Annotated in this window: 22 protein-coding genes and 1 pseudogene; 19 read left to right on the top strand and 4 right to left on the bottom strand. The window is 34.2% G+C overall.

The window, feature by feature from the left end:
* Nucleotides 1–116: 116 nt before the first annotated feature.
* From ACMX9J_RS09010 to ACMX9J_RS08995, 4 genes are all read left to right on the top strand, one after another.
* Entirely contained in the window at nt 117–395 is a 279-nt protein-coding gene (locus tag ACMX9J_RS09010) for an ArsR/SmtB family transcription factor (protein WP_034267237.1), read from the top strand.
* 349 nt (nt 396–744) lie between these two features.
* Nucleotides 745–1935 carry an MFS transporter gene (locus ACMX9J_RS09005; protein WP_165636283.1) on the top strand — a complete coding sequence of 397 codons (1191 nt, stop codon included), beginning with the start codon at nt 745–747 and terminating at the stop codon, nt 1933–1935.
* Nucleotides 1936–1979: 44 nt separating this feature from the next.
* A complete protein-coding gene (locus ACMX9J_RS09000) occupies nt 1980–2288 on the top strand; it encodes a hypothetical protein (protein WP_047750201.1) in 309 nt (102 codons plus the stop codon).
* Between the two features lie 945 nt (nt 2289–3233).
* Nucleotides 3234–3434, top strand: coding sequence for a cold-shock protein (locus tag ACMX9J_RS08995; RefSeq protein WP_033580115.1), 201 nt, complete (start codon nt 3234–3236; stop codon nt 3432–3434).
* Between the two features lie 232 nt (nt 3435–3666).
* On the opposite strand, the gene ACMX9J_RS08990 is transcribed toward ACMX9J_RS08995, so the two are convergent.
* Entirely contained in the window at nt 3667–3867 is a 201-nt protein-coding gene (locus ACMX9J_RS08990) for a cold-inducible protein YdjO-related protein (RefSeq protein WP_224980425.1), read from the bottom strand.
* Nucleotides 3868–4082: 215 nt separating this feature from the next.
* Here ACMX9J_RS08990 and ACMX9J_RS08985 point away from each other — a divergent pair, with 215 nt between their 5' ends.
* The 6 genes and pseudogenes from ACMX9J_RS08985 to ACMX9J_RS08960 all read left to right on the top strand — a co-directional run bounded on the left by ACMX9J_RS08985 (nt 4083) and on the right by ACMX9J_RS08960 (nt 10036).
* Nucleotides 4083–4415, top strand: a complete 333-nt coding sequence (locus tag ACMX9J_RS08985) for a hypothetical protein (protein ID WP_416225676.1) — start codon at nt 4083–4085, stop codon at nt 4413–4415.
* On the top strand, nt 4416–4679 hold the full coding sequence (locus ACMX9J_RS08980; protein WP_416225675.1) for a hypothetical protein: 264 nt from the start codon (nt 4416–4418) through the stop codon (nt 4677–4679). It begins immediately after the preceding gene.
* Nucleotides 4680–4701: 22 nt separating this feature from the next.
* Nucleotides 4702–5607 (top strand): hypothetical protein, encoded by a 906-nt coding sequence (locus ACMX9J_RS08975; protein WP_416225674.1) that lies wholly within the window; start codon nt 4702–4704, stop codon nt 5605–5607.
* A gap of 1012 nt (nt 5608–6619) precedes the next feature.
* Nucleotides 6620–8329, top strand: coding sequence for an ATP-dependent nuclease (locus ACMX9J_RS08970; protein ID WP_289578190.1), 1710 nt, complete (start codon nt 6620–6622; stop codon nt 8327–8329).
* A gap of 271 nt (nt 8330–8600) precedes the next feature.
* Nucleotides 8601–8753, top strand: a pseudogene (locus tag ACMX9J_RS08965) (transposase); the annotation flags it as partial.
* A gap of 131 nt (nt 8754–8884) precedes the next feature.
* A complete protein-coding gene (locus tag ACMX9J_RS08960; protein WP_416225673.1) occupies nt 8885–10036 on the top strand; it encodes a hypothetical protein in 1152 nt (383 codons plus the stop codon).
* A 314-nt stretch (nt 10037–10350) separates the two neighbouring features.
* On the opposite strand, the gene ACMX9J_RS08955 is transcribed toward ACMX9J_RS08960, so the two are convergent.
* A complete protein-coding gene (locus tag ACMX9J_RS08955; RefSeq protein WP_416225672.1) occupies nt 10351–11184 on the bottom strand; it encodes a helix-turn-helix transcriptional regulator in 834 nt (277 codons plus the stop codon).
* Nucleotides 11185–11288: 104 nt separating this feature from the next.
* Between ACMX9J_RS08955 and ACMX9J_RS08950 the strand changes: the two genes are divergently transcribed.
* From ACMX9J_RS08950 to ACMX9J_RS08940, 3 genes are read left to right on the top strand one after another with little or no spacing between them, the layout of a single operon-like run.
* Nucleotides 11289–12515, top strand: coding sequence for an MFS transporter (locus ACMX9J_RS08950; RefSeq protein WP_416225671.1), 1227 nt, complete (start codon nt 11289–11291; stop codon nt 12513–12515).
* Nucleotides 12515–12922 (top strand): carboxymuconolactone decarboxylase family protein, encoded by a 408-nt coding sequence (locus ACMX9J_RS08945; protein ID WP_367031456.1) that lies wholly within the window; start codon nt 12515–12517, stop codon nt 12920–12922. The genes ACMX9J_RS08950 and ACMX9J_RS08945 overlap by 1 nt, the downstream gene beginning before the upstream one ends.
* On the top strand, nt 12912–13703 hold the full coding sequence (locus ACMX9J_RS08940; RefSeq protein WP_367031458.1) for an amidohydrolase family protein: 792 nt from the start codon (nt 12912–12914) through the stop codon (nt 13701–13703). The genes ACMX9J_RS08945 and ACMX9J_RS08940 overlap by 11 nt, the downstream gene beginning before the upstream one ends.
* 254 nt (nt 13704–13957) lie before the next feature.
* Here the strand turns inward: ACMX9J_RS08940 and ACMX9J_RS08935 are convergent, their stop codons facing one another.
* Nucleotides 13958–14866 carry a DMT family transporter gene (locus ACMX9J_RS08935; protein WP_416225670.1) on the bottom strand — a complete coding sequence of 303 codons (909 nt, stop codon included), beginning with the start codon at nt 14864–14866 and terminating at the stop codon, nt 13958–13960.
* A gap of 544 nt (nt 14867–15410) precedes the next feature.
* On the opposite strand from ACMX9J_RS08935, the gene ACMX9J_RS08930 reads away from it, so the two are divergent.
* The 4 genes from ACMX9J_RS08930 (at nt 15411) to ACMX9J_RS08915 (ending at nt 17459) form a co-directional block, all read left to right on the top strand.
* Nucleotides 15411–15716: a hypothetical protein gene (locus ACMX9J_RS08930; protein WP_049165879.1), complete on the top strand. Its 306-nt coding sequence runs from the start codon at nt 15411–15413 to the stop codon at nt 15714–15716.
* A 492-nt stretch (nt 15717–16208) separates the two neighbouring features.
* Nucleotides 16209–16727 carry a MepB family protein gene (locus ACMX9J_RS08925; protein ID WP_275036248.1) on the top strand — a complete coding sequence of 173 codons (519 nt, stop codon included), beginning with the start codon at nt 16209–16211 and terminating at the stop codon, nt 16725–16727.
* A gap of 239 nt (nt 16728–16966) precedes the next feature.
* On the top strand, nt 16967–17344 hold the full coding sequence (locus ACMX9J_RS08920) for an immunity 22 family protein (protein WP_275036247.1): 378 nt from the start codon (nt 16967–16969) through the stop codon (nt 17342–17344).
* A complete protein-coding gene (locus ACMX9J_RS08915; RefSeq protein WP_275036246.1) occupies nt 17337–17459 on the top strand; it encodes a hypothetical protein in 123 nt (40 codons plus the stop codon). Before ACMX9J_RS08920 ends, ACMX9J_RS08915 begins: the two co-directional genes overlap by 8 nt.
* A 252-nt stretch (nt 17460–17711) precedes the next feature.
* Here the strand turns inward: ACMX9J_RS08915 and ACMX9J_RS08910 are convergent, their stop codons facing one another.
* On the bottom strand, nt 17712–18584 hold the full coding sequence (locus ACMX9J_RS08910; RefSeq protein WP_034267158.1) for a LysR family transcriptional regulator: 873 nt from the start codon (nt 18582–18584) through the stop codon (nt 17712–17714).
* 125 nt (nt 18585–18709) lie between these two features.
* Here ACMX9J_RS08910 and ACMX9J_RS08905 point away from each other — a divergent pair, with 125 nt between their 5' ends.
* Together ACMX9J_RS08905 and ACMX9J_RS08900 are read left to right on the top strand one after the other, a co-directional pair.
* Nucleotides 18710–19819 (top strand): Gfo/Idh/MocA family protein, encoded by a 1110-nt coding sequence (locus tag ACMX9J_RS08905; protein ID WP_034267155.1) that lies wholly within the window; start codon nt 18710–18712, stop codon nt 19817–19819.
* Nucleotides 19820–19992: 173 nt separating this feature from the next.
* Complete coding sequence (locus ACMX9J_RS08900) at nt 19993–20586, top strand: YdeI/OmpD-associated family protein (protein WP_416225669.1); 594 nt, start codon at nt 19993–19995, stop codon at nt 20584–20586.
* Nucleotides 20587–20710: the final 124 nt, after the last annotated feature.

The raw sequence follows: 20710 nt of genomic DNA, 5'->3' as shown, positions 1-20710 counted from the left end.
TTTTTAAAGTGCATTTGGCTTTAGCAAATGAGATCTCAATAGTGTATTTGCTACTGTAATGTTAGCTTGTACTCATATGATGTATCTAATTGATTTAGGAAAGCGGGGTGCTAACAATGGAGAATAACTCGAAGTTACAGCAGGCGATAAAAATATATAAAGCACTCGGTGAACCAACACGATTAAAAATTGCTCGGTTGCTTGCTAATGAAGCAAATTTATGTTGTTCGGATATTGGGACAAAACTTGAATCAATTGCTGGATCAACTTTATCCCATCACTTAAAACAATTAACTGATTGCGGACTTCTGAGTACTTACAAAGAAGGAACATATATATACTACAGCCTAGACCGTGAGTTAATTGGAAAGTATGCTCCATATGTGATGGAGTAATTTCTCTTATTTCTATACTTAAGGAAATATAGAAATAAGAGGTATGATTTTTCTTGTCTGGATTATGGCTAAAGTGCTTAATAGGTATCCTCATCTAAATTCTGAGTATATCCATTACTGGTACTTTAGATAAAAAGGCTAAAGCAAATCACTTATCGTTATCATAAGCGCGTTAAATTCATGGTGTGTCACCTTTATAAAACATTTTTTAAGAAACTGTAAAGGTCACTTTGTCTACGCGCAAAGATCAGCTCTTTACAGTTAACTTTTCAAACACTCGGTTAATTTACGAACTTAAATCTGTATTTCTAGAAATACCGAAATATAAAAACAAAAGGTGTGATTTATTTTGTCAAATATATGGAAAATTTATTTATTAGCTGCCATTAGTTTTCTTAATGGTACATCAGAATATGTTATTGCCGGAATCTTAGACAGAATTGCTGAGGCCAATAACATTTCAGTTTCATCTGCAGGACAGCTAATTACTGTGTTCTCAATAGCTTTTGGAGCAGGGACACCTTTTCTAATTGCTATGACTGCTCGACTGGAACGAAAAAAACTGCTTGTCTATGCTTTAACCGTTTTCTCTGTCATTAATATTCTTATTGCGATTATAACAGGATATGAAATGCTAATGGCAGCTAGAATCATCTCTGCTCTGAGTGCCGGTGTTATTCAAGTTACGCTTCTAACCCTTGCTGCAGTTTTAGCAGCTCCAGGAAAGCAGGGAGGTGCGATTGCTACAGTTGTTACGGGGCAAAGTACTGCTTTGGTTGTAGGTGTACCTATAGGAAGAGTTGTGGCTTCGCATTATGATTGGAATGTAATATTCATTGGGCTTGGTGTAGTAGGATTACTTTTCACCGCCTTAGCGTCGTTTACTATACCAAAAACAGTTGCTGAAGAACCTGTACCTTTGCGTGAGCAGTTTAAATTTCTTATGAAACCACGGATCTCAGCATACTTGCTCATTACGTTTCTATGGTTAGGTTCATATTCCATTGTATTTACGTACATTTCACCGTATTTCTTAAATACATTCGGAATGAGCAATCAAGGGGTAACTACAGCTCTCTTTATATTTGGTATTGCTAGCGCTATTGGATCCAAATTAGGAGGTTTTAGTACAGATAAGTGGGGATCATTTCGTACATTAACTGGAGGGATATTACTCCATGCTATTGCACTATTGCTATTTCCGTTTATCGGTCAATTTGCTTTTCTTTTCTATGTATTGCTTATTTTCTGGGCGCTTTCAGCTTGGTCTTCCGGCGCGCCAATACAATTTCAGCTTATAAGCCTTGCTCCTGCTGCAGCAAGCATTGTGCTTAGTTTACACAGTGCTTTTGGACAACTTGGAATGGCAGCTGGAGCTGGTATCGGTGGTGTTGCTGTCAAAAATGGATTGTTGAATTATATTCCTTGGATTGGTGCTTTTGCTCTTGCCGTTTCTGTCGTAGTAATTGTTGCCGACAACGTTCTATCTAAACGAAAACAGACCAAACAAACTCAGAGTAATCTTTGTATAGAAAAATAAAAGTCTCATATCTAACGTAGCAAAAGGCCATTTGTTTTATACAAGTGGCTTTTTACGTTGGCTATTTTTTTATTTTGGATCACTATACAAAGCGAACATCGATTAAACCGCTTAACCTCATTTTGTTCCTTCATAAACCATCCATTGAAATGGATAAGAAGGAAATTAGTAAACTTGCTTTAGCGGTAGCGGCTACGTATATGAAAGACGAAGAAGACATTGATTTTGTTCCCAAAGATGTTGAATTTTTAGGTGGAGAAGATTTAAGTACAGCATTAGTCCACGGATATGCTAATGGTAAAGAGAAGAAAAAAGAGGTGTCTGTCACAGTAGATTACGGTGATGATTACTGAGTAACAGGGTACGGATACAATTAAAGAAAGCCTATGTAGAAAACTCTGTACACCTTAATGGAAGCCTTACATACAAATAAACAAGTATACCTTAGATAGTATGTATAACAAAAACGAGATGCAAACGATTATGCATCCCGTCATGTGAAGAAGGAAAAATCAGCTTTTAATGCAGCATATGATCTTTAAGGAACACCTCATTTACGTAATTCCATTGCCTAATGAAACAGTCACTTGAAAAAGTATATTCTCTTTAACAAACACCTCATTTAAGCATTGAACTAAAAAAATATACAATGTGAACGAAATCGTTCTTGGTCTGGGACAAACACCTCATTTGTATAGTGATAAATGAATATTATTGTCTACCCATTATATATATTCTTACTACGTTCATGACTACCATCCCCTTATGAATCAAACATACATCGATTTACAATAAGGTTTTCTGAAATAGGCCTGCTGTAGACACCTCATCCCAAATGTAAGAAGCTTTGTAATGATTAGATGTAATCAATAACTTGTTTTCCTTCTTCCCTAATTAGAATATCCCAATAGCCTCTTTATAATTCAGTAAAGTTAACAGGTGTTTTTTGGATTACATATATCCTTTATTTATAAGAAAGGTTAAATAGTGAATTATCATGAATAGCTATAATAAATGGAGATATATACATATTCAATATGCTCGAGCATTTATAAGCTATGCTACATATGCCTACCATAAGTCTTGGTAGGGGAAAGATGAATAGGTAGAACTTGTTGAAGGGGATATTTTTCTTGTTTGCTATCAATCCTACTATGTGTTACACTACAGATAACTTATTTTTGTTCGGTATATTGAGAAAAGAAAAAACCCTAAGTAGAAGTTTTTATCTTGAAATAGTATGTTTGGGCAAGATTAGTAATACATTTGTGGAGTATTCCACAGCAGGAGGCAACATTATGACACAAGGTACAGTAAAATGGTTTAATGCAGACAAAGGTTTCGGTTTCATCGAAGTTGAAGGCGGAGAAGATGTATTCGTTCATTTCAGTGCTATTCAAGGTGAAGGTTTCAAATCATTAGAAGAAGGTCAAAAAGTTACTTTTGATATCGAGCAAGGTCAACGCGGAGCACAAGCTGCTAACGTTCACAAAGCATAATTAAAAGTGATAAAAAAAGACTCCTGTGAAGGGGTCTTTTTTTTATGGTGTCATAATTAGCATACTATTGGTTCAATAGAAAGCCCAGGCTTTGAAAAAGCCTGGGTTTTAGACAAGACGATTGGTACAAGGTTAACTAGTTATAACATACAACAGAAATAGAAAGCAAATAGGAACCAAAACTTCTTTATGGATAAATAGTGTTTAATCTTTTAGAAAGCATAGGTTTATATTATCTTTTATGCGGATTACGGGGGATTTTATCAATAAGCCGTTTTTTAGCTTCCATCTGACTTTTACACAAAGGACATTTCTGATGCCTATCGTAAGAGAAGTCTTTCCTCATCCAGCCTTTACACTCTTCTACTGTACATTCCCAAATTTCTGTTTCCTCTTGAATCGGAGGTTCTTGATTTCTTTTACTATAATGCATATTAATCACTGCTCCTCTCTTTAGAAGTATACCTTATAAAGAGAGCATAAATACTTTATACCTTTTATTTTGTTCATATTTCACTAGCATCGATCTCATATTTGAAAATAAGAGTGAAGTGAGAAGAAGCAGGGAAAGTTCCCTGCTTCTTTTTTTATATTATGAGTTAAAAATATTCTAATCGTAATATGATGTTGTTAAGAGGGGGAATGAATGTGAGTAATTTAGCACAGGAAGACAGAGAAAAAGAAAAAAAAAGAAAACTGATGCTTATTGTTTTGACATTTGTGCTCATTATTGCAGCATTTGCTTCAATTGGTGCTTATCATAAGCACCAAGAACGCGTAGCAGCAGAGCAAAAGAAAAAGGCCGAGCAAAAATATAAAGAGAATTTGTCGTCAGTCTATGACCAAATGGTAGCTGCTGGCTCAATGATGGAAGACATCATTAATGGTTATACAGAGGTTTGGCATGCGGCTATATGGAATAATGGTGCTACGATCGATGGTCAACGCTATACAGATTTTAACATGGCGTTAGCCGCTTAAATGGCATCTTATGATACAAATGGAGACTTAGCCACGGTAGAAGCTACCATGACTGCATTAGACCAGACAATGGATAAATTAAAGAATCCTCCGGCTAAGTTTAAAGATGAATACGCTGTCGCTCTTGATGCTTATACGGCTGTCAAAAATATGAATACTTACCTAAATCCTTCTGGTTCTTATCAGACTTATTCCCAGACCACAAATGAAAAAGATAATGAACTGGCAAGCAAGTTAAATAGTTTAGAAGTGCGTATTGATTAAATCAAATAATGGGGGAAAGAGAATGTCGAGACAACAGGAGCAAAAAGGGTTCTTTAAAACGTTATTTAGTAAGTGGTGGGCATGGGCACTAGTACCTGTTGCATGTATTGCTCTTATTTTTACTGCTCTGATTATCAGCATTGGGATTATACCAGAATCAGTAGAAGAAGTGACCTCGCAAAAGGTAGAAGTTCAAGAAAAACTAGATAAGAGTGAAGCAAGACGAGAAAAAGTAGAATCTTCACTGGAACAAACAAAATCTTCTCTTAAAGACGCTCAGGCCAAGCTAGCGGATAGCGAAGCAAAGCTGAAGAAAGCAGAGTCTGCATCAAAAGATAAAAAAGAAGCTGGTAAAAAAGATTCGAAAGCACTCCAAAACAAATTAGCTAAAAGTGAAAGCAGCTTAAAAGAAACGAAAGGTGATTTAAAAGAGACTAAGGATAAATTAGATAGTGCGAGTGCTAAGGTAACTGAGTTAACAAAACAATTAAAGGAAGCTAACGATCAAGTCGCGAAAGCCAAAGATGAAGTGAAAACGGCGAATGCGAAAGCGGAAGAGGCAAAAGCAGAAACTGAAAAGGCATTGGCCAAAGTAAAAGAAACACCTGCTAAAGAAGAGCCAGTAAAAGAAGAACCTAAAAAAGAAACTGCAACACCAGGTAGCTTTCATAATCCCGTTCTGGATCTTGATTCAAGCAATGTAGCTAGTACAATTAAATCAAATGCAGAAGAGAGATGGAAAGATGATTATCAAATGCAAGACTATGAGGTACAGCAACAAACTTCAGCTTATAATCAATTGAAGAACGTAGCGGTTGATAGTGAAGTGAAACAAACGCAAATGGAAAACGCATTAAGCAGATGGGGCTATGACTTTGAGATGGTTCAGTATGAGTACAATGAGCAGATGAATGCTTATAATAATTAAAAGGGGGGAGGTAGGAGGGGATAGCCGAGGCTGCTGTGGGGGCAGTTTCGGTTATACAATCCTTCTATAAACTGAGATATGTTACCTTTTGCCTGCACGTTTACGTTAAATTTCAGAAACACCCTTTCAAAGATTATTGTAAGGGCTTAATTAAGTAGTATGCATGAAACTATACTAACTCATGATTACCCCTTATATTGTAGATAAAATAATGAAAGTGATACTACTCTTTTATAAATCAACTATAACCAAAGCGGAGTAGGGGAACATGTGTATATAGATATGAACACATTCTATTTTATATAAAAAAAACCGCTCCAAGTAGACCCGCAAGGACATCATAGCACGTTCTCTTTTTTTGACTTCTATCTGTAAGGAATAATATCGGATAAAAACCTTCTTCTTTTACGGCATAACCATCAAACCTATACCCATGAAAATCCTCGGGAGTCACACACTATAATAACAAGCTAAAAATATGATTCGAAGCTTTGATATATATATCAATGTATGGATTCACGACATAAATATATTTCCTTTTAAGAATTTCAAAAAGGACATTTCCTGTTTTAATCCCTTCTTTCTTTAATAGGGGTATACTCCATAACATAACTGATTTCAAACGTTTAATATCTCCTAGCAAGTCTCCTTTTCAAAAGGTCTAACCTTCATAGAGAAAACAAAGTATAAAATGTCTTTAGGTTGATGCGAATAATGATGCTGCTTGGTAGCTGTCCCTCATCGAAAGTATTCCTTAAATAAAAAAAGATGGTTCTCTGTTTGATAAAAACTCTAAAGTTTTCCTGATTATTTGCTCTCTTTCAAAAATGTATAATTTTGCAATATTAATCTTTAACATTTCATGGCTTGTTAAGTGCATTTCATACGGTATATATAAGCTTATTGAGGGATAAAAGGCTCACTAAAAAGAAATATATGTATATTAATGTATTTTTTTGTTGTAAAATTAGGTTTATTTATACAAATTCAATGAGGGTTAGGAGACTAGAAAATGAGGTTAAAAAAATTCAGTGTAACAAACTATAAGGTGTTTAATGAGAGGTTTAGTGTGGATTTTGCTACCGATTCAATTGTTATTTTGACAGGAAGAAATAATACCGGAAAATCGACAATCTTAGAAGCAATTAATTGTTTTTTCACAAAAGAAACTAAAGCGACTACAATTCCTAGTGATTGCTACTCTAATCGTAATTTCAAAATAGTTTTGGAAGCACAATTCGAAATCAATGGCAAATTATTAGTCTTCACTAAGTATTATCAAGATGGACAAGCTCCCAAGTACTATGCTGATAACAAAGAAATTAAAGCAAATCATCCTTTGAAAGAAAAATTTGATGAAATCATAGATAATAAGCCTTATTATATAACTCCATATATGTCCTCGGACGATATAAATAATTTAATTCAAACAATATATTCGCAGATAATAAAAAGTGATTTACAAAAACTTGAGGAAGAACTTGATCAAGAGCACGAAGAAGAGAAAGTTAGTGAAAGTAGAAATGAGATTAGAGAAGAATATGCACAAATAAAAAGTGCTTTACCAGCCTTCTTAAGAAAACTTAAAAGTAGTACAGATAATCTACTGAACCAAGTAAGCCAAGATGTCTCTAAGGACTTGCAAGATCTTTTTTCCAATAAAGAGTTATCACTTAGAGTAATAGGAGGAGAAAGTGATGGCTTCTCAACTAATGACATTATAAAGTCCACAAACTCTAGTGTTTACATTGATAGTCAAAGAAACAAAGAAATGCCTTTATCTAATCAAGGAACTGGGTTACAAAGAATGAGCTTAATTTACCTCATTCAAAATATGATACAAAATAAAATAATGGGTGAGACGGATAATAAATTATTATTAATTGATGAGCCCGAAGCCTTCTTGCATCCTGAGGCAGTTCGTGCATTAAGTCGTTCGTTATACAAGATTGGTATTCAAATGCCCCTTATGATATCGACTCATTCACCAATACTTATTGATCTCTCAGAAAAGCACACGTCTATCCAAGTATTACGTGTTGTGAATGAGGAAGCAATTCAACTATATAAATCAAAGACTAATCAATTTACCGAAGATGACAGAAAGAATATGAAAATACTCAACTATGTAGATTCATATGTAAATGAGTTTTTCTTTGCCAAGAAAATTATTATTGTAGAGGGCGATACTGAGTACATTGCCTTCAAACACTTAGCTAAAAAAAATAATGAAAATATACACATTATTAGGGCTAGAGGTAAAGCAACAATTTGTACTCTTATGAAAATACTTAATCAATTCAATACAGAATATTATGTGTTGCATGACGTAGACAATGACAACAATTATAATTTAAAAACATTAAAAGCTCAATTGACAAATTGTAAGAACATCTTAAATTTAAAGACAAAAGATAGCATAGAGATATATGCTTCAATATCAACTTTTGAAGTAGCATTAGGAATAGGTTCTCTATCTAGTCATAAGAAAACGCAGGTCATATATGATATTATTCATGAATTAACTAATGATCCCTCTTTGATTGCTGCTCAAAAAGAAGTTGAAAAACTATTTAATTATATTGTTAAACGCGATAGTAAAACAGAGTTAGGCTTTGGATTTTCAAAGATTAATGATCAACAAGATTACGAGGATTTATTTTTAGGTTTAATTAAACAAAAGGAACTTGAGGAGCAACAAAATGATGAGGTGGAAGTATAATCGTGTATAAGAATATAGTATTGAATTAGGAAAGGGCAGCCATTAGAGTTGCTCTTTCGTAAAACTTAAATATTTATTACTTTGATACTACTTCACAAGGGAATTATACTGTCATATTTAATGGATAACATTAGATTATTTTTATAAAGTGGAAAGCGCAATTGTTTAACAGAAAAAAAGTAGGTGGAGTTAGTGTAGATTCACGGACACAATTTAATTAAGTCCTTACAATTATTTTTGAGAGGATGTGTCCGAAATGTAACATAAACGTGCAGAGAAAACATACAATGATGAGTTTAAGAAAACGATTGTAGATTTATATCATACAGGAAACTTGGTTAAAGAATTAAGCAGCGAATATGGCGTATCAGAAGTAACAATCTATAATTGGATGAAGGCATTTACACCTGTCAGTTCAGAAGATGGCTCTTGAAGATACCAAGTAATATTAATCCTCTATAAATACCTTTAAAAAAGATATTTAAGCAGCTTATTCAATATTGTAGGAAATTTATTTCCAATAGATAAAGATTAATAAGTTAGGGAAGTGTTTAGATGAAAAAAAATTTTTTGAAAAATATTCACGAAGAGGAGGTAGGCCGGTACAAATTACTTTTAAAAGTAGAGGGGAAAATCAGTAAAATTAAAAATTTTAGTTTAGGGATGGCTATAGTATTATTCATTCTCAGTATCGCATTAAATCCATATTATCGAAGACCAGAATGGTTTTATTACTCATTTAATATTGGTTACTCCATACTTATAGCATTTTTCTTTTACATATTTATTTCTTTTTATACGCATTATTTTGCTTTTAAATACATAGAAGACCCTTATTTAACATCTTCAGATATAGGTGCGAAGCCCATTAATATCAGAAAAATAAATTTAAAGGGAACAAACTTTTTTTTATTAATAATTTCACCAGATTATTTTTTTGCAAAAACATTTAAAAATTTTATAAATGATTTTTATAGTAATAAAGATTGCCAATGCAAAGCAAATTGCCCCTCTAGTAAAAATGGACATGAGGAGATCCGTTTTTGTAACTGGGATAGTATAAAGAATGCAAGAAGATTTTTTATTGAATTTTCTAATTGGTTAAATGTAATAGTTACTATAGTATGTACTTTCATTATAGTTGTTTTTGTTGGAGATAATCGAGGCTTCTTAGTAGATATTATTTATTGTTTATTGTGTTATAGAATAATTTCACGTTCAATTGAGATTTTATATGCTTACTTTAAAGACGTCGTAAAAGTAGATTCAATTATTTTTACAAATGAATCCAATAAGAGTAAATATATAAATAATTGGAAATCTTCTAGCTTGAGAAAAACAGCTAGGGTGTCTTTAGCTATACATACCTTAGTAGAAATTGTGTTGGTGTTTTCCTTATTCTATTATTTAACTTATTGGAGAATAATTGGTGAATGTATAGACTGTCTACCGGATATTCTTGATAAGACACAATCTGTAGATTTTTATAGTTTCGTATTGTACAGCATCTCAATGTCTAGCTTTAACTTTTCATTTACATCTTACCATTATTTGATTTGGACTTTGGCTCATGTTCTTCAAGTATTACTCAGTATGATTTTAATCGTACTTTCACTTGCTCAATATATAAGTAATAATGACAAGATGTCTAAAAGAGACGCAAACTTTTTTTTGAGAGTAGCAAACTTCAAAAAAAATAATAAGTAATCTATAACTTTTTGTTAGGAAAAGTTAAATAAAAGCAATAAAAGACCGTTCATTGTGCTCCGCACTAATGAACGGTCTTTGTTAAAGTCCCAAAAAATTTTATAGGCAAAATAGAAAAATACCCAAGACTTCTTTTGAAATCATTAAAAACTTTCTATTTAAATCTAGTTTTTTAAATACTTATTACTTTAATTTTACTTTTTTGAGTTGCTTCCTCTAATCAAACCTATCTCAACTCAAACAGAAAAAACCTATATACTTGTCAGGAGTACACAGGCTTCTATTAATCAAAGCTATTAATATGTACACTACTATTACCCCAATAACCGCTTCATCTTCTCTTCTGTCTCATTCTCCCGACGAGGCTGATAAACAGTTACCTTTAATTCAGGTGCATCATACACTTGAAGCGTAATATGGTCCATAATCATTCTTCCTGCCACAGGATGAATAATGGTCTTTTTTCCACAAGGCGTTCCCAAAACTTCATGATTAGACCACCACTCGTAAAACTGAGGGCTTTTCTCGCTAAGTTCACTAATCATAGCTTTAAACCACTCATCTCCGACAAAGCGTGTGTAAGCTAAACGAAATTGGGCAATTAGCCGTTGGGCATGATCTTCCCAATTTTGAAAAAGATTTTGATATTCTTTGGAAGTGAAGCAGCGCCACACTGCATTGCGGTTTAGCTCGTCCATTTCATGAAAGTTCCCAAATACCTTCACAGCAGCTTTATTCCAGTCTACGATATTAAGTTTTTCGTCTGTTACATAGGCAGGGCAATGACCTAATTGGTTTAATAGATTTTTGACAACACGATCTATATTTTCTCTTTCATTCTGCATGGTTGCAGATGGAAGGGGCTGATTGCCTAGTAAGAATAAATGCTCCATTTCTTCTTTGTTTAATTTAAAAATACGGGATATGGCTTCTAATACTTCGGAAGATACTTGTATATCTCGTCCTTGTTCCAGCCACGTATACCAAGTTATGCCGACTCCTGCTAGTTGAGACACTTCTTCTCTACGTAATCCTTTAGCTCTTCTTCTCGGTCCAATAGGCAAATTAAAATCTTTTGGAGACAATCGTTCTCGTCTTATCTTTAGAAAATCCCCTAATTCTTTTCTTCTTTCTTTATCGCTTACCATGATTTTACTCCTTTGTGTAGGTAGTACTTTTACTACTAGTATAACTAGACTCCTATTACCATTATAATCCTTATTTTATGATCTAGGTAAGGGAGGTGAAACAGATGATAGTAAAAGATAGCGAAAAGACGTCTGATATATCAAAAGGATTAGTTCTTTTAATGGCTACGGTTTGCGGGTTTACAGTGGCTAACGTCTACTTGAACCAAACTCTTTTAGTAAGCATGTCCGCTACTTTTCACATTTCTGCAGCCAGCATAGGCATTATAGCTACCTTAGCTCAAATTGGATATGCACTAGGAAATCTCCTTTTAGTACCGTTAGGAGACATCTTCGAACGAAAAAAATTGATTTTGTTTTTATTATTCGCTATATGTATCGTTCTCGCTTTAAACGCTTTATCTATTAACAAAACGTGGATGATGGTTACAAGTTTAGCTTTAGGAATCGTAACGGTTGTTCCTCAAATTATTGTTCCGCTGGCTGCGAATATAGCTTCAGATCATAATAGAGGAAAAGTTTTAGGAAATGTCGCCATTGGATTAGTTTGTGGTATTTTAGGCGCTCGGCTTGCTAGTGGTTTTATTGATGTACATTTTGGATGGCGAACCGTGTATTGGACGTCCGCTGTAGCTACACTTTTTATGATTTTGTTAGTTTACGTCTATTTTCCAAAAAGTAAAGGAGGAAATGCGACCAGCTATAAACACTTACTCATGTCGTTAGGTCCGCTGTTTATAAAAGAAAGAGTTCTGCAACAAGCATGTGTAAGTCAGGGAATGATGTTTGCTTCTTTTAGCGCATTTTGGACCACGCTTGTCTTTTTATTACATACACATCCCTATTTCTATGGAAGTGACATGGTGGGGGTAATAGGGTTAGTCGGGATAGCGGGAGCGTTTGCTACGCCCGTTATCGGACGTTTAATTGATACAAAAGGGGCAAAGTTTGCAAGTCTTTTGTGTATGTCCATATCTTTACTTGCTTTTATAGATCTTATAAGGGGAGGGTACTGGCTGCCTGGGTTAATTTTAGGAGCTCTTCTCATAACGATAGGAACTCAAGCAAACCAAGTTGCCTGTCAGTTTACTATTTTCCAACTAGGAGAAGAAAAGAGAAGTCGATTAAATGGGTTATATATGGTTTCCACATTTTTAGGAGGTTCATTAGGGTCTTATGTGGGTTTACTTGCATGGAGTAAATGGGAGTGGGATGGAGTGTGTGCCATAGCCATACTGATGATAGCCATTAGCTTTTGTTCTTTAATTCCGATGAACATCTCTAAAAAAACGATAGGGAACTTAATGAATAAGAAAGGAAGTAATGTGTAATGAGAACACATACAGATAACTTTCAACGAGGATTAGATATATTAGCTAAGATTGATCCAGAGAATCATGAGGATATAATGGTAGGCTTTGAACAGTCAGCTCTCCCTGATTTAGGAATGCTAGCTGTAGAGTTTAATTACGGACAAATTTTCTCGAGACCAGGTTTAGACTTAAAGTCACGCCTTCTTGCTGCGGTGGCTGGCCTAACTGCATTAGGCAATACGAAACAGCTAAAATTTTATCTGAACGGGGCTTTGAATGTTGGGTGGACACAGGAAGAAATTTTAGAAGCAATGTTACAGATGGTCATTTATGCTGGATTCCCTGTAGCTTTAAATACGATTTTGACTGTCGCTAATGAAGTCTTTTACGAAAGAAATGAAAAGGAGAAACAAAATGATTATTGATAGTCACGCACATGTGGTTTTGCCTATAGAGAAACATATAAAAATGATGGATGACAGTGGAATAGATAAAACTGTATTGTTTTCTACTCTTGTTCATCCAGAAAAAAGCAGCAACGTTAAAGAATTTACAACCGAAATGAACAAATTAAATCAAATTCTAAATAATGAGGTGAATCCCGTACAAGCACGCTTAAATGCGCTAGAAGAAGTAAGCGTTGCGATTGAGCAATATCCAAATAGGTTTGTAGGGTTTGGTTCAGTCCCTCTTTCTTATTCTCCAGGTGATGTCAACTTAAACGACTGGGTAGAGAAACTTGTCAAAGAGCAAAAGATGAAAGGTCTTGGAGAATTTACTCTTGGCCCAGGTCAAATTCCATTGTTAGAACCTATATTTAAAGCAGCAAGTGACTATACGTCTTTGCCTATCTGGGTACATACTTTTCATCCTTTAAACTTAAAGGATATTCAGGAGTTATTTCTTCTAACTCAAAAATATGAAAACGTGCCGGTAATATACGGGCATATGGGCGGAATTCATTGGCTACAAACGATAAAGATGATAAAAGACACTAAAAATGCTTACTTAGATATATCTGCATTTTATACAACATACGCCTTGTCGTTGGCTATAAAAGAAATACCTGAAAGAACGTTATTTAGTTCAGATTTTCCATATGGAGATCCATATTTAAATCTACAGGCCGTTAAGCGTCATACATCTAGCGGAGAAGTTGCAGACAGAGTGTTAGGTGGAAATATCTCGAATTTGCTTCATATATAAATTCAGCGTTTTTGTGTGATGTTATGTTGTATGGGATAACTAGCACTGAATTTTAAAATTATTTTCTGCGTTGAAATAAAAAAAGGCAGCCCTCTGTTTGGCTGCCTTTTAAACAAGATTGAACAACTAGAATTACGTTTTATCACTACATATGATGAATTTCATTTGAAATATATCATATTCTGTAGTCCTTCAGTTTCTTAATTCTTCTCTCATAGATAACTTTAAAGACTCACATTATAAAATCTACTTACTTAATTTTGTTTATTGCTAAAGAGAGTGACATGCGGAGTTTTACCTTTTGATTTCCTAGATGAAAGATAAACGCCAGCAAAGATAATAAGTAGTCCAACAATGACATTTGGAGTAATTGTCTCTCCCAGTAGTAAATAACCCCAGACCATGGCCGAGGCAGGGATCAGGTAAGTAACCGTCGCTGCTAATTCAGGGCCACCATTTTTATTGATATAGAAATAGATTAACTGACCCAATCCTGAGCCAAAACAGCCGAGACCCACAATTGCCAGAAGCGGAAGTGGATGAATCAACAAATCTGATTTGAATGGTTCAGTAAACAACATTCCAATTAAACCGATGATAGCACCTGTTAGTAAGGTGAAGGTTGTTATAGTTAATACGCTCACGCCAGACAAAAACCGCTTTGTTAACTGCCCAGCAAGCCCATAGCAGATACAAGCAACAAGCATTGTTCCAATTCCGACAAACCCTTTCCCGAAAATCTGACCAAATTGAAAATCCATAAGGACGAGTATCCCGAAAAAACCGATAAGAATACCGATCCACTGACGTCCGGTAAGTCGATAAGAAAAAAGAATAAATCCGATAAGACCTGTCCAGATTGGAGTGGTCGCATTTAGAATGGAGGCGGTTGTACTGTTTATCTCAGTTTCGCTTAAGGAAATTAATCCCCACGCCAAACCACAGTTAAATATACCAACAACAATCAACGCCTTCCAGGGTAGTTTCTCTTTAACTTTTCTACGCTTCCACCATAGAAAAGGGAGCAAGATGATTGCACCTGCTAGACAACGAAAAAATACAATTCCCCATATACCAGCTGAGGGAAGCAGCCACTTCATAAATACAAAAGATAAACCCCAAATGAAACTAAGCCCAATTAAGGCTCCATACAATCGAAACATAATACACCTCCTTACTTCACTTATTATGGCAAATTTTGTTGATTATTTCACTCCGAAATTTTACTTTGTAGAACATTTTCTCATGTTTTTTTCGTTATCTCGATATCTTTCTCTAGGTATATAAAATATTTCTTTTTTTATAAAATAATAAATTTGACGTTCTTCATAGGAATAATTCGGGAAAAGTTTAGAGTTTTTATTGAAAAGGGAACGTTTGTTCTTGTATAATGTAGAGAACGAATGTTCTTTTTTCATAGTTTCTTTGGATCGATTAAGAATAGCTACCAAATAGAGTCGTCATATGCACCGACATGAAGGTATTCCGTGCTTTATTTTTTTCTATTAAACGCAAACGTTGAAGAAGAGGAGAAGATGAGCTTGTTGGAGGATATTATAATCAGCGCGAAAGAAGCCTACGCGCTTGCCAAAACGATTAATTAAATTTGGCTTTCTCTTTAAGAACATCCAATTATACTATCATCTTAAAGGGAAAAGATAACCAAGATAAAAATTATATAAAATTAGTTTCTAAGGAGAAATAACATTGAACTCTACACTCAATAATTCAGAAGATATAAAAAGGGAAGAAGGACAAAAGCAGCTGCTTGAAAAAAGTCTTCAAGCTCATAGAAATAGAAAATGGATAATCAACTTTACTTGTACTATATCTTTTCTTTTAGCAGTATTATGTTTTTGCTTTCAAGTGCCAGACGCTATAATTATTGCTATTATCTTACTGTTCATATGTGTAACTTTTCAAACCGCACATAAAATGTTAGATAGAAAAATAGAGCTGCGCTTGAAACGTATAAAGCAGGATCATAGAAAGACCATATTCAAGATAAAATAAATCCTAACTTCCTGCCTATAATTCGCCTTACATTTGATTGGTACATTGCATACTCTGTTAGAAACGAAAGTTTTACTGTAATAGATAAGTATGAAATGTATAAAGGAAGCGCTTTTGCAGTTTATTCAAAGTCCAGATATCTAGATTTTATTGAAGTTGGTACCATAGCTGACGATATACATCTTGGCCCGTTTAAACACTATGGAATACATGCTTTAAATCATATAATTGATGTGGTTTCAACTGAACCTCCAAGTATTTCAGTAATACAAAGAGATTGCGAACCAAAGTAAAAAAATGAGGTTAATATGTAGCATATCAACCATATTAAGAGGGTAGAAATGCTTGAGGGATCAAGAGGTGTTATAAGACGAGGATAGCTTCGCTATAACATTTTGGAATATTTAAGATATTCAGACGCGATTTCGAGGGAAGAAATACAAACCACGTATTATTAATTGAAGAGAGTTATAAACATAAGGGGTAAAAACAATGGAATTTTATGAGGCGTTAACCTATGTAAATGAGAACTTTTATAAACCCAATCACTTCGATATAAAAGCTATTCGAGAAGAAGCTCAGAATTCAGATTATGGCGCTGGTATCTTTCAGTTAAATTCAAAATCTATACGATTTAGGGTGGCGAAAACTACCCCTAACAAGGTAGGGCAGTTTGTATCCTTTTGGGAAAAAGATACGGCTCATAAAAACCAAGCCTTTTCGTATGGAAAAGCTACCGATCTATTAGTTATTAATACCTTCACTAGTACAAATAGATTTGGACAATTCATTTTTCCAAAAGAAATTCTTTTAAAACAAAAAATCCTTAAAACGGCTACCACAAAAGGTAAGATGGCAATTAGAGTGTATCCGATATGGGATAAACCAACTAGCAAACAAGCTATGGAAACACAAAAATGGCAATTAGAATATTTTGTTGAGACGAACGGTGCGAACAATTTCCCCCATCAAAAATTCTTAAAGCTATACTTCGAGAGTCGCAACGATTGAAGCTTTACATACAAATAAACAAGTCTAACTTACGTACTATAAGAGAGGCCAATACATAACAGAGACAGGATTCATTCAGTTTTTTGATTCCTTAGGTGAACCGTTTGTTTTTATTAATGACGCGTTTGATTTAAAGAACAAAATGAGATTAAGTGAGCTAATTGATGTTTAATTCGTGTAAAGTTAAAGTATAAAGAATGATTGTAATGTAAGAAATGTTTTTTTGAAAGAGGGATTGTATGGAACAGATAGGTTATGTATCTTTATGGGTCGGTAAGTTTTCAACTAGCGAAGAGCTAGAAAAATATCTGTTGATTGCTTATACGGAAGATGGAGATGCTATACCCTCACAATTTGAAAAGGACTTTAAAGTTGATTACTTTGACGAAGATTTTAGCGAAGCTCATTATGCAAATCAGGACATGTGTAAGCTTTCGCACCTATTGGAAGGCTGTTCGTATGATGATGTAGTAATTCCTAACTTTGTTGAAAAATATGGAGAATATTTGCCTGATGGTTTCAACAGTATGATTTTAATTTATGATTTTCAGCACAATAAAAAGAGTGATAACGAAATTAATGGTGTTAAATATTTAGGAAGTATTAGGTATGAATAGTTATGATCAAGGCGGTATTCATGTCTATTTTGCTTTACATATAAAAACAGAAAGCTTTGATTCTGCCATTAAAGTATTAAATGATGCTAGTATCGATCATAAAGTTATAGAATAGATTAATATTAATATGCAAAAAGAGAAGCGGTTGTATTTTAAGGATACTGAAGATAACGTTGTAGAATTCTACACGTTGGATATGAGGGAAGATTAATAAAGAGCGAATCAAACATTGATTTGCTCTTTATTATAAATGGCTGCTAAGAATACGCTTTATGTAAAGTGGAAAAACCCTTCACTGTACCTATATAGAAACAATGATAACCAAGAAATCACAAAAAAGGTTACAAGAAAAACTGTAACCTCAATATTAAACTTCTACTCTGCTAAAAGTGTCGCCAAGGAAGTTATTCAATTCAATAAACTGTTTTTCGATAGGTGTAAATTCATAATTTAGCCGGGAAATGAGATAAAAGTCAGTGTACCGATAAGGTGGTGGAACTTCTAAAAAATTATGGATGTTATAACGGTTTGCGATACGCTTAGAGACTAAGGAAATTCCCATGCCCATTAATGCAAATTGTACTAATGTTTCTGGATCGCCGACTTCGATCATGTCACCTTGTTCAATATGTAAGCTGGCATAAATAGTATGTAATATTGTCATGTACAAGCACTTATCTGAAAGTACCAGTATATTTTTTTGCCTTACATAGTCATCAAATGTCGTGTGTTGATCAATATCGCTACCAATGACAACCATTTCTTCTACGCCTACTTTTTTATATTTTATCTTTTGGTTGTTTAATGATCCAATTGTATAAGCTACATCAATTTGTCCAAGTAGAATTTGATTTTCGATATATTCGGTTGAACCCGTTTTTAATGTTACTGCTAGATCTGGATAGGTGTTGTAAAGTTTGTTTAAAGCGCTTGAGAATTGAGTGCCCCCAACTGATATCATGGTGCCAATACGGAGTTTTTCATCTTGTTTCTTCATCTTATTTTCAGTTTCTTCCCAAAGAAGCAATATCTTTTTAAATTGGTGATACAACTTTTCTCCTTGCTTGGTTAATTTAACGCCCTTCGAGTTTCTAATAAACAGTTCTTGATTATAATAGCTTTCTATTTTCTTTATTTTGGCGGTCATATTAGATTGAAGATGGTTCAGTTTTATTGCAGCCGCAGATATATTTCTTAATTCGGCCACTGAAACAAAAGCTTTCATATTTTCAATATCCATTCATATTCACCCTCCATCAAAAAAAGTGATATAGCCATCATATTTTAACATTTAAAATGATGATTCATTTTAATTATACTTGATTAAAAGGTAATATTTTCTACAAAATGATGGAGGAATGTCTAATGAAGGAGAAATTAATAAAAGTAGGAATTATAGGGGGATCTTTAAATAATCAATGGGCGAGCAAAACACATATTCCAGTACTTAAAGAAAGTCCTTTTTATCGAATAACCGCAATTGGAACATCAAAAGCAGAAACCGCCAAGGAAAGTGCGAGGGTACTTGATGCTCCCCATAGCTTTACAGACTATAAGAGATTAGCGCAATCCAAAGATGTTGATTTAGTAGTAGTTAGTGTAAAAGTTCCGTTTCATTACGAAGCTTCAATTGCTGCCATAGAGGAAAAGAAACACATTTATTGCGAGTGGCCTTTAGGTGTAGATACTAAGCAAACAATTAAACTGGCAAAGTTAGCGGATGAGGCAAACATTCACCATGCGATTGGTTTACAAGCAAGACAATCTCCCGAGGTGAATTATGTAAAGCAGGCTATTAACCAAGGGGAAATTGGAAGAATTATCTCCTGCACCATGCAGGTAGCGACACAAGGAAAGGGTGGAATAACAGATGAAGCAAACAGCTATATCTTAAAAAGAGAAAACGGAGCCAACCTTCTTACAATCAACGGTGGACACTCGCTTGATGTTCTGTGCTACATCTTAGGTGATTTTAAAGAGTTATCGTCGATAATGAATACGTATTATACAGAAGCTCTCATACAAGGAACAGAAGTTACGGTGCCAAAGGATACAGCGGACCAAATCTTAATACAGGGAACACTCGACGGTGATATTTCGGCTTCTGTTCATATTCAAGGAGGAGTTTATCCTGCTTTTCAATTAGAGGTTAGAGGAGAAAAAGGTGTTTTTCGCTTAATCCAGAATTCTTCATCCGGTCACGTACAATTTGGTAATCTCAAATTAGAGAAGGTTAAGCATCCTACTTATTTATTAAGTACGGAAAGTGTGTATGTTGAAGAGCTAAACGTATCTTCAGCAAAAGATAATCATCCAAAAGATTACGTTGAAAAGGCTTATCAGGTGTTAGTAAACGATATATTTGAACACAAAAGTCAAATTCCAAACTTCCATGATGCTGTTAAACTTCATCAACTATTAGATGCGGTTCGAACATCTGCAGAGACTGGTGAAAGGGTAACGCTTGATAAGTAAACGAAAGCCTCTTCCTTATAAAGTTAAAATGTTTATAATTTTAATAACTATCAAGTCAATTGAAGAAGGGCATTTCCTACATTTGAAGAATAGTAACACCATTAAATGAATTGACGGCTGACTATATCATTGCGAGAGCCACAGGTTAAAAAATTGAATAGGAGTGTTCCTTGATGACAAATAGCAAAATGAATCCTAAGGTCGATGAATTTTTAACTAAAGCTAAAAAGTGGAAAGAAGAATATGAGACGTTGAGAAAGATTGTTCTTGACTGTGAGTTGACCGAAGATTTTAAGTGGATGAATCCTTGTTACACGTTTGAGAAAAAAAACATTGTTTTAATACATGGATTTAAAGAATACTGTGCGCTGCTGTTTCCTAAAGGTTCTCTGTTACAAGATTCTCATGGTATTCTAATTCAACAAACGGAGAATGTACAAGGGGCACGACAAATTCGGTTTACCAATGTGCAAGAAATAGTTGAAAAGGAGGCTATGTTGAAAGCTTATATTTATGAGGCTATTGAGGTGGAAAAAGCCGGATTAAAAGTCAAAGCTAAAAAGCCTGAAGAACTCATTATTCCTGAAGAGCTACAGCATAAATTTGATGAAATACCTGCTCTAAAAGATGCTTTTACTACATTGACTCCAGGACGGCAAAGAGCATACATTCTTTATTTTTCTGCGGCCAAACAATCTAAGACTCGAGAATCAAGGGTTGAAAAATGCATTCCAAACATTCTTAATGGAAAAGGATTAAATGATTAGTACATTTTATTTAAAACATGGCTAATATAAGTTGTTAATGTATTTTAGATGAAAATGAAATAGGGCTAAGTGAACTCATTTATGTTCGCTTTGTGTAAAAGTAGAGTAGATTAAAAAATGACAG

Origin of the sequence: Priestia sp. RMT2NF4, from assembly GCF_047872835.1 — a bacterium.
Taxonomy (GTDB): Bacteria; Bacillota; Bacilli; order Bacillales; family Bacillaceae_H; genus Priestia; species Priestia zanthoxyli.
Note: the sequence above shows the minus strand (reverse complement) of the source record. Positions and strands in the feature narration are given on the sequence as shown.

Excerpts from the sequence above, each read along its gene's own strand:
- ACMX9J_RS08905 (WP_034267155.1), top strand. The coding sequence starts at position 18,710 with ATGAAGGAGAAATTAATAAAAGTAGGAATTATAGGGGGATCTTTAAAT.
- ACMX9J_RS08975 (WP_416225674.1), top strand. The coding sequence starts at position 4,702 with ATGTCGAGACAACAGGAGCAAAAAGGGTTCTTTAAAACGTTATTTAGT.
- ACMX9J_RS08925 (WP_275036248.1), top strand. The coding sequence starts at position 16,209 with ATGGAATTTTATGAGGCGTTAACCTATGTAAATGAGAACTTTTATAAA.
- ACMX9J_RS08920 (WP_275036247.1), top strand. The coding sequence starts at position 16,967 with ATGGAACAGATAGGTTATGTATCTTTATGGGTCGGTAAGTTTTCAACT.
- ACMX9J_RS08945 (WP_367031456.1), top strand. The coding sequence starts at position 12,515 with ATGAGAACACATACAGATAACTTTCAACGAGGATTAGATATATTAGCT.
- ACMX9J_RS08935 (WP_416225670.1), bottom strand. The coding sequence starts at position 14,866 with ATGTTTCGATTGTATGGAGCCTTAATTGGGCTTAGTTTCATTTGGGGT.
- ACMX9J_RS08955 (WP_416225672.1), bottom strand. The coding sequence starts at position 11,184 with ATGGTAAGCGATAAAGAAAGAAGAAAAGAATTAGGGGATTTTCTAAAG.
- ACMX9J_RS08900 (WP_416225669.1), top strand. The coding sequence starts at position 19,993 with ATGACAAATAGCAAAATGAATCCTAAGGTCGATGAATTTTTAACTAAA.
- ACMX9J_RS08970 (WP_289578190.1), top strand. The coding sequence starts at position 6,620 with ATGAGGTTAAAAAAATTCAGTGTAACAAACTATAAGGTGTTTAATGAG.
- ACMX9J_RS08910 (WP_034267158.1), bottom strand. The coding sequence starts at position 18,584 with ATGGATATTGAAAATATGAAAGCTTTTGTTTCAGTGGCCGAATTAAGA.
- ACMX9J_RS08990 (WP_224980425.1), bottom strand. The coding sequence starts at position 3,867 with ATGCATTATAGTAAAAGAAATCAAGAACCTCCGATTCAAGAGGAAACA.
- ACMX9J_RS08995 (WP_033580115.1), top strand. The coding sequence starts at position 3,234 with ATGACACAAGGTACAGTAAAATGGTTTAATGCAGACAAAGGTTTCGGT.
- ACMX9J_RS09010 (WP_034267237.1), top strand. The coding sequence starts at position 117 with ATGGAGAATAACTCGAAGTTACAGCAGGCGATAAAAATATATAAAGCA.
- ACMX9J_RS08915 (WP_275036246.1), top strand. The coding sequence starts at position 17,337 with ATGAATAGTTATGATCAAGGCGGTATTCATGTCTATTTTGCTTTACAT.
- ACMX9J_RS08940 (WP_367031458.1), top strand. The coding sequence starts at position 12,912 with ATGATTATTGATAGTCACGCACATGTGGTTTTGCCTATAGAGAAACAT.
- ACMX9J_RS08960 (WP_416225673.1), top strand. The coding sequence starts at position 8,885 with ATGAAAAAAAATTTTTTGAAAAATATTCACGAAGAGGAGGTAGGCCGG.
- ACMX9J_RS08950 (WP_416225671.1), top strand. The coding sequence starts at position 11,289 with ATGATAGTAAAAGATAGCGAAAAGACGTCTGATATATCAAAAGGATTA.
- ACMX9J_RS08980 (WP_416225675.1), top strand. The coding sequence starts at position 4,416 with ATGGCATCTTATGATACAAATGGAGACTTAGCCACGGTAGAAGCTACC.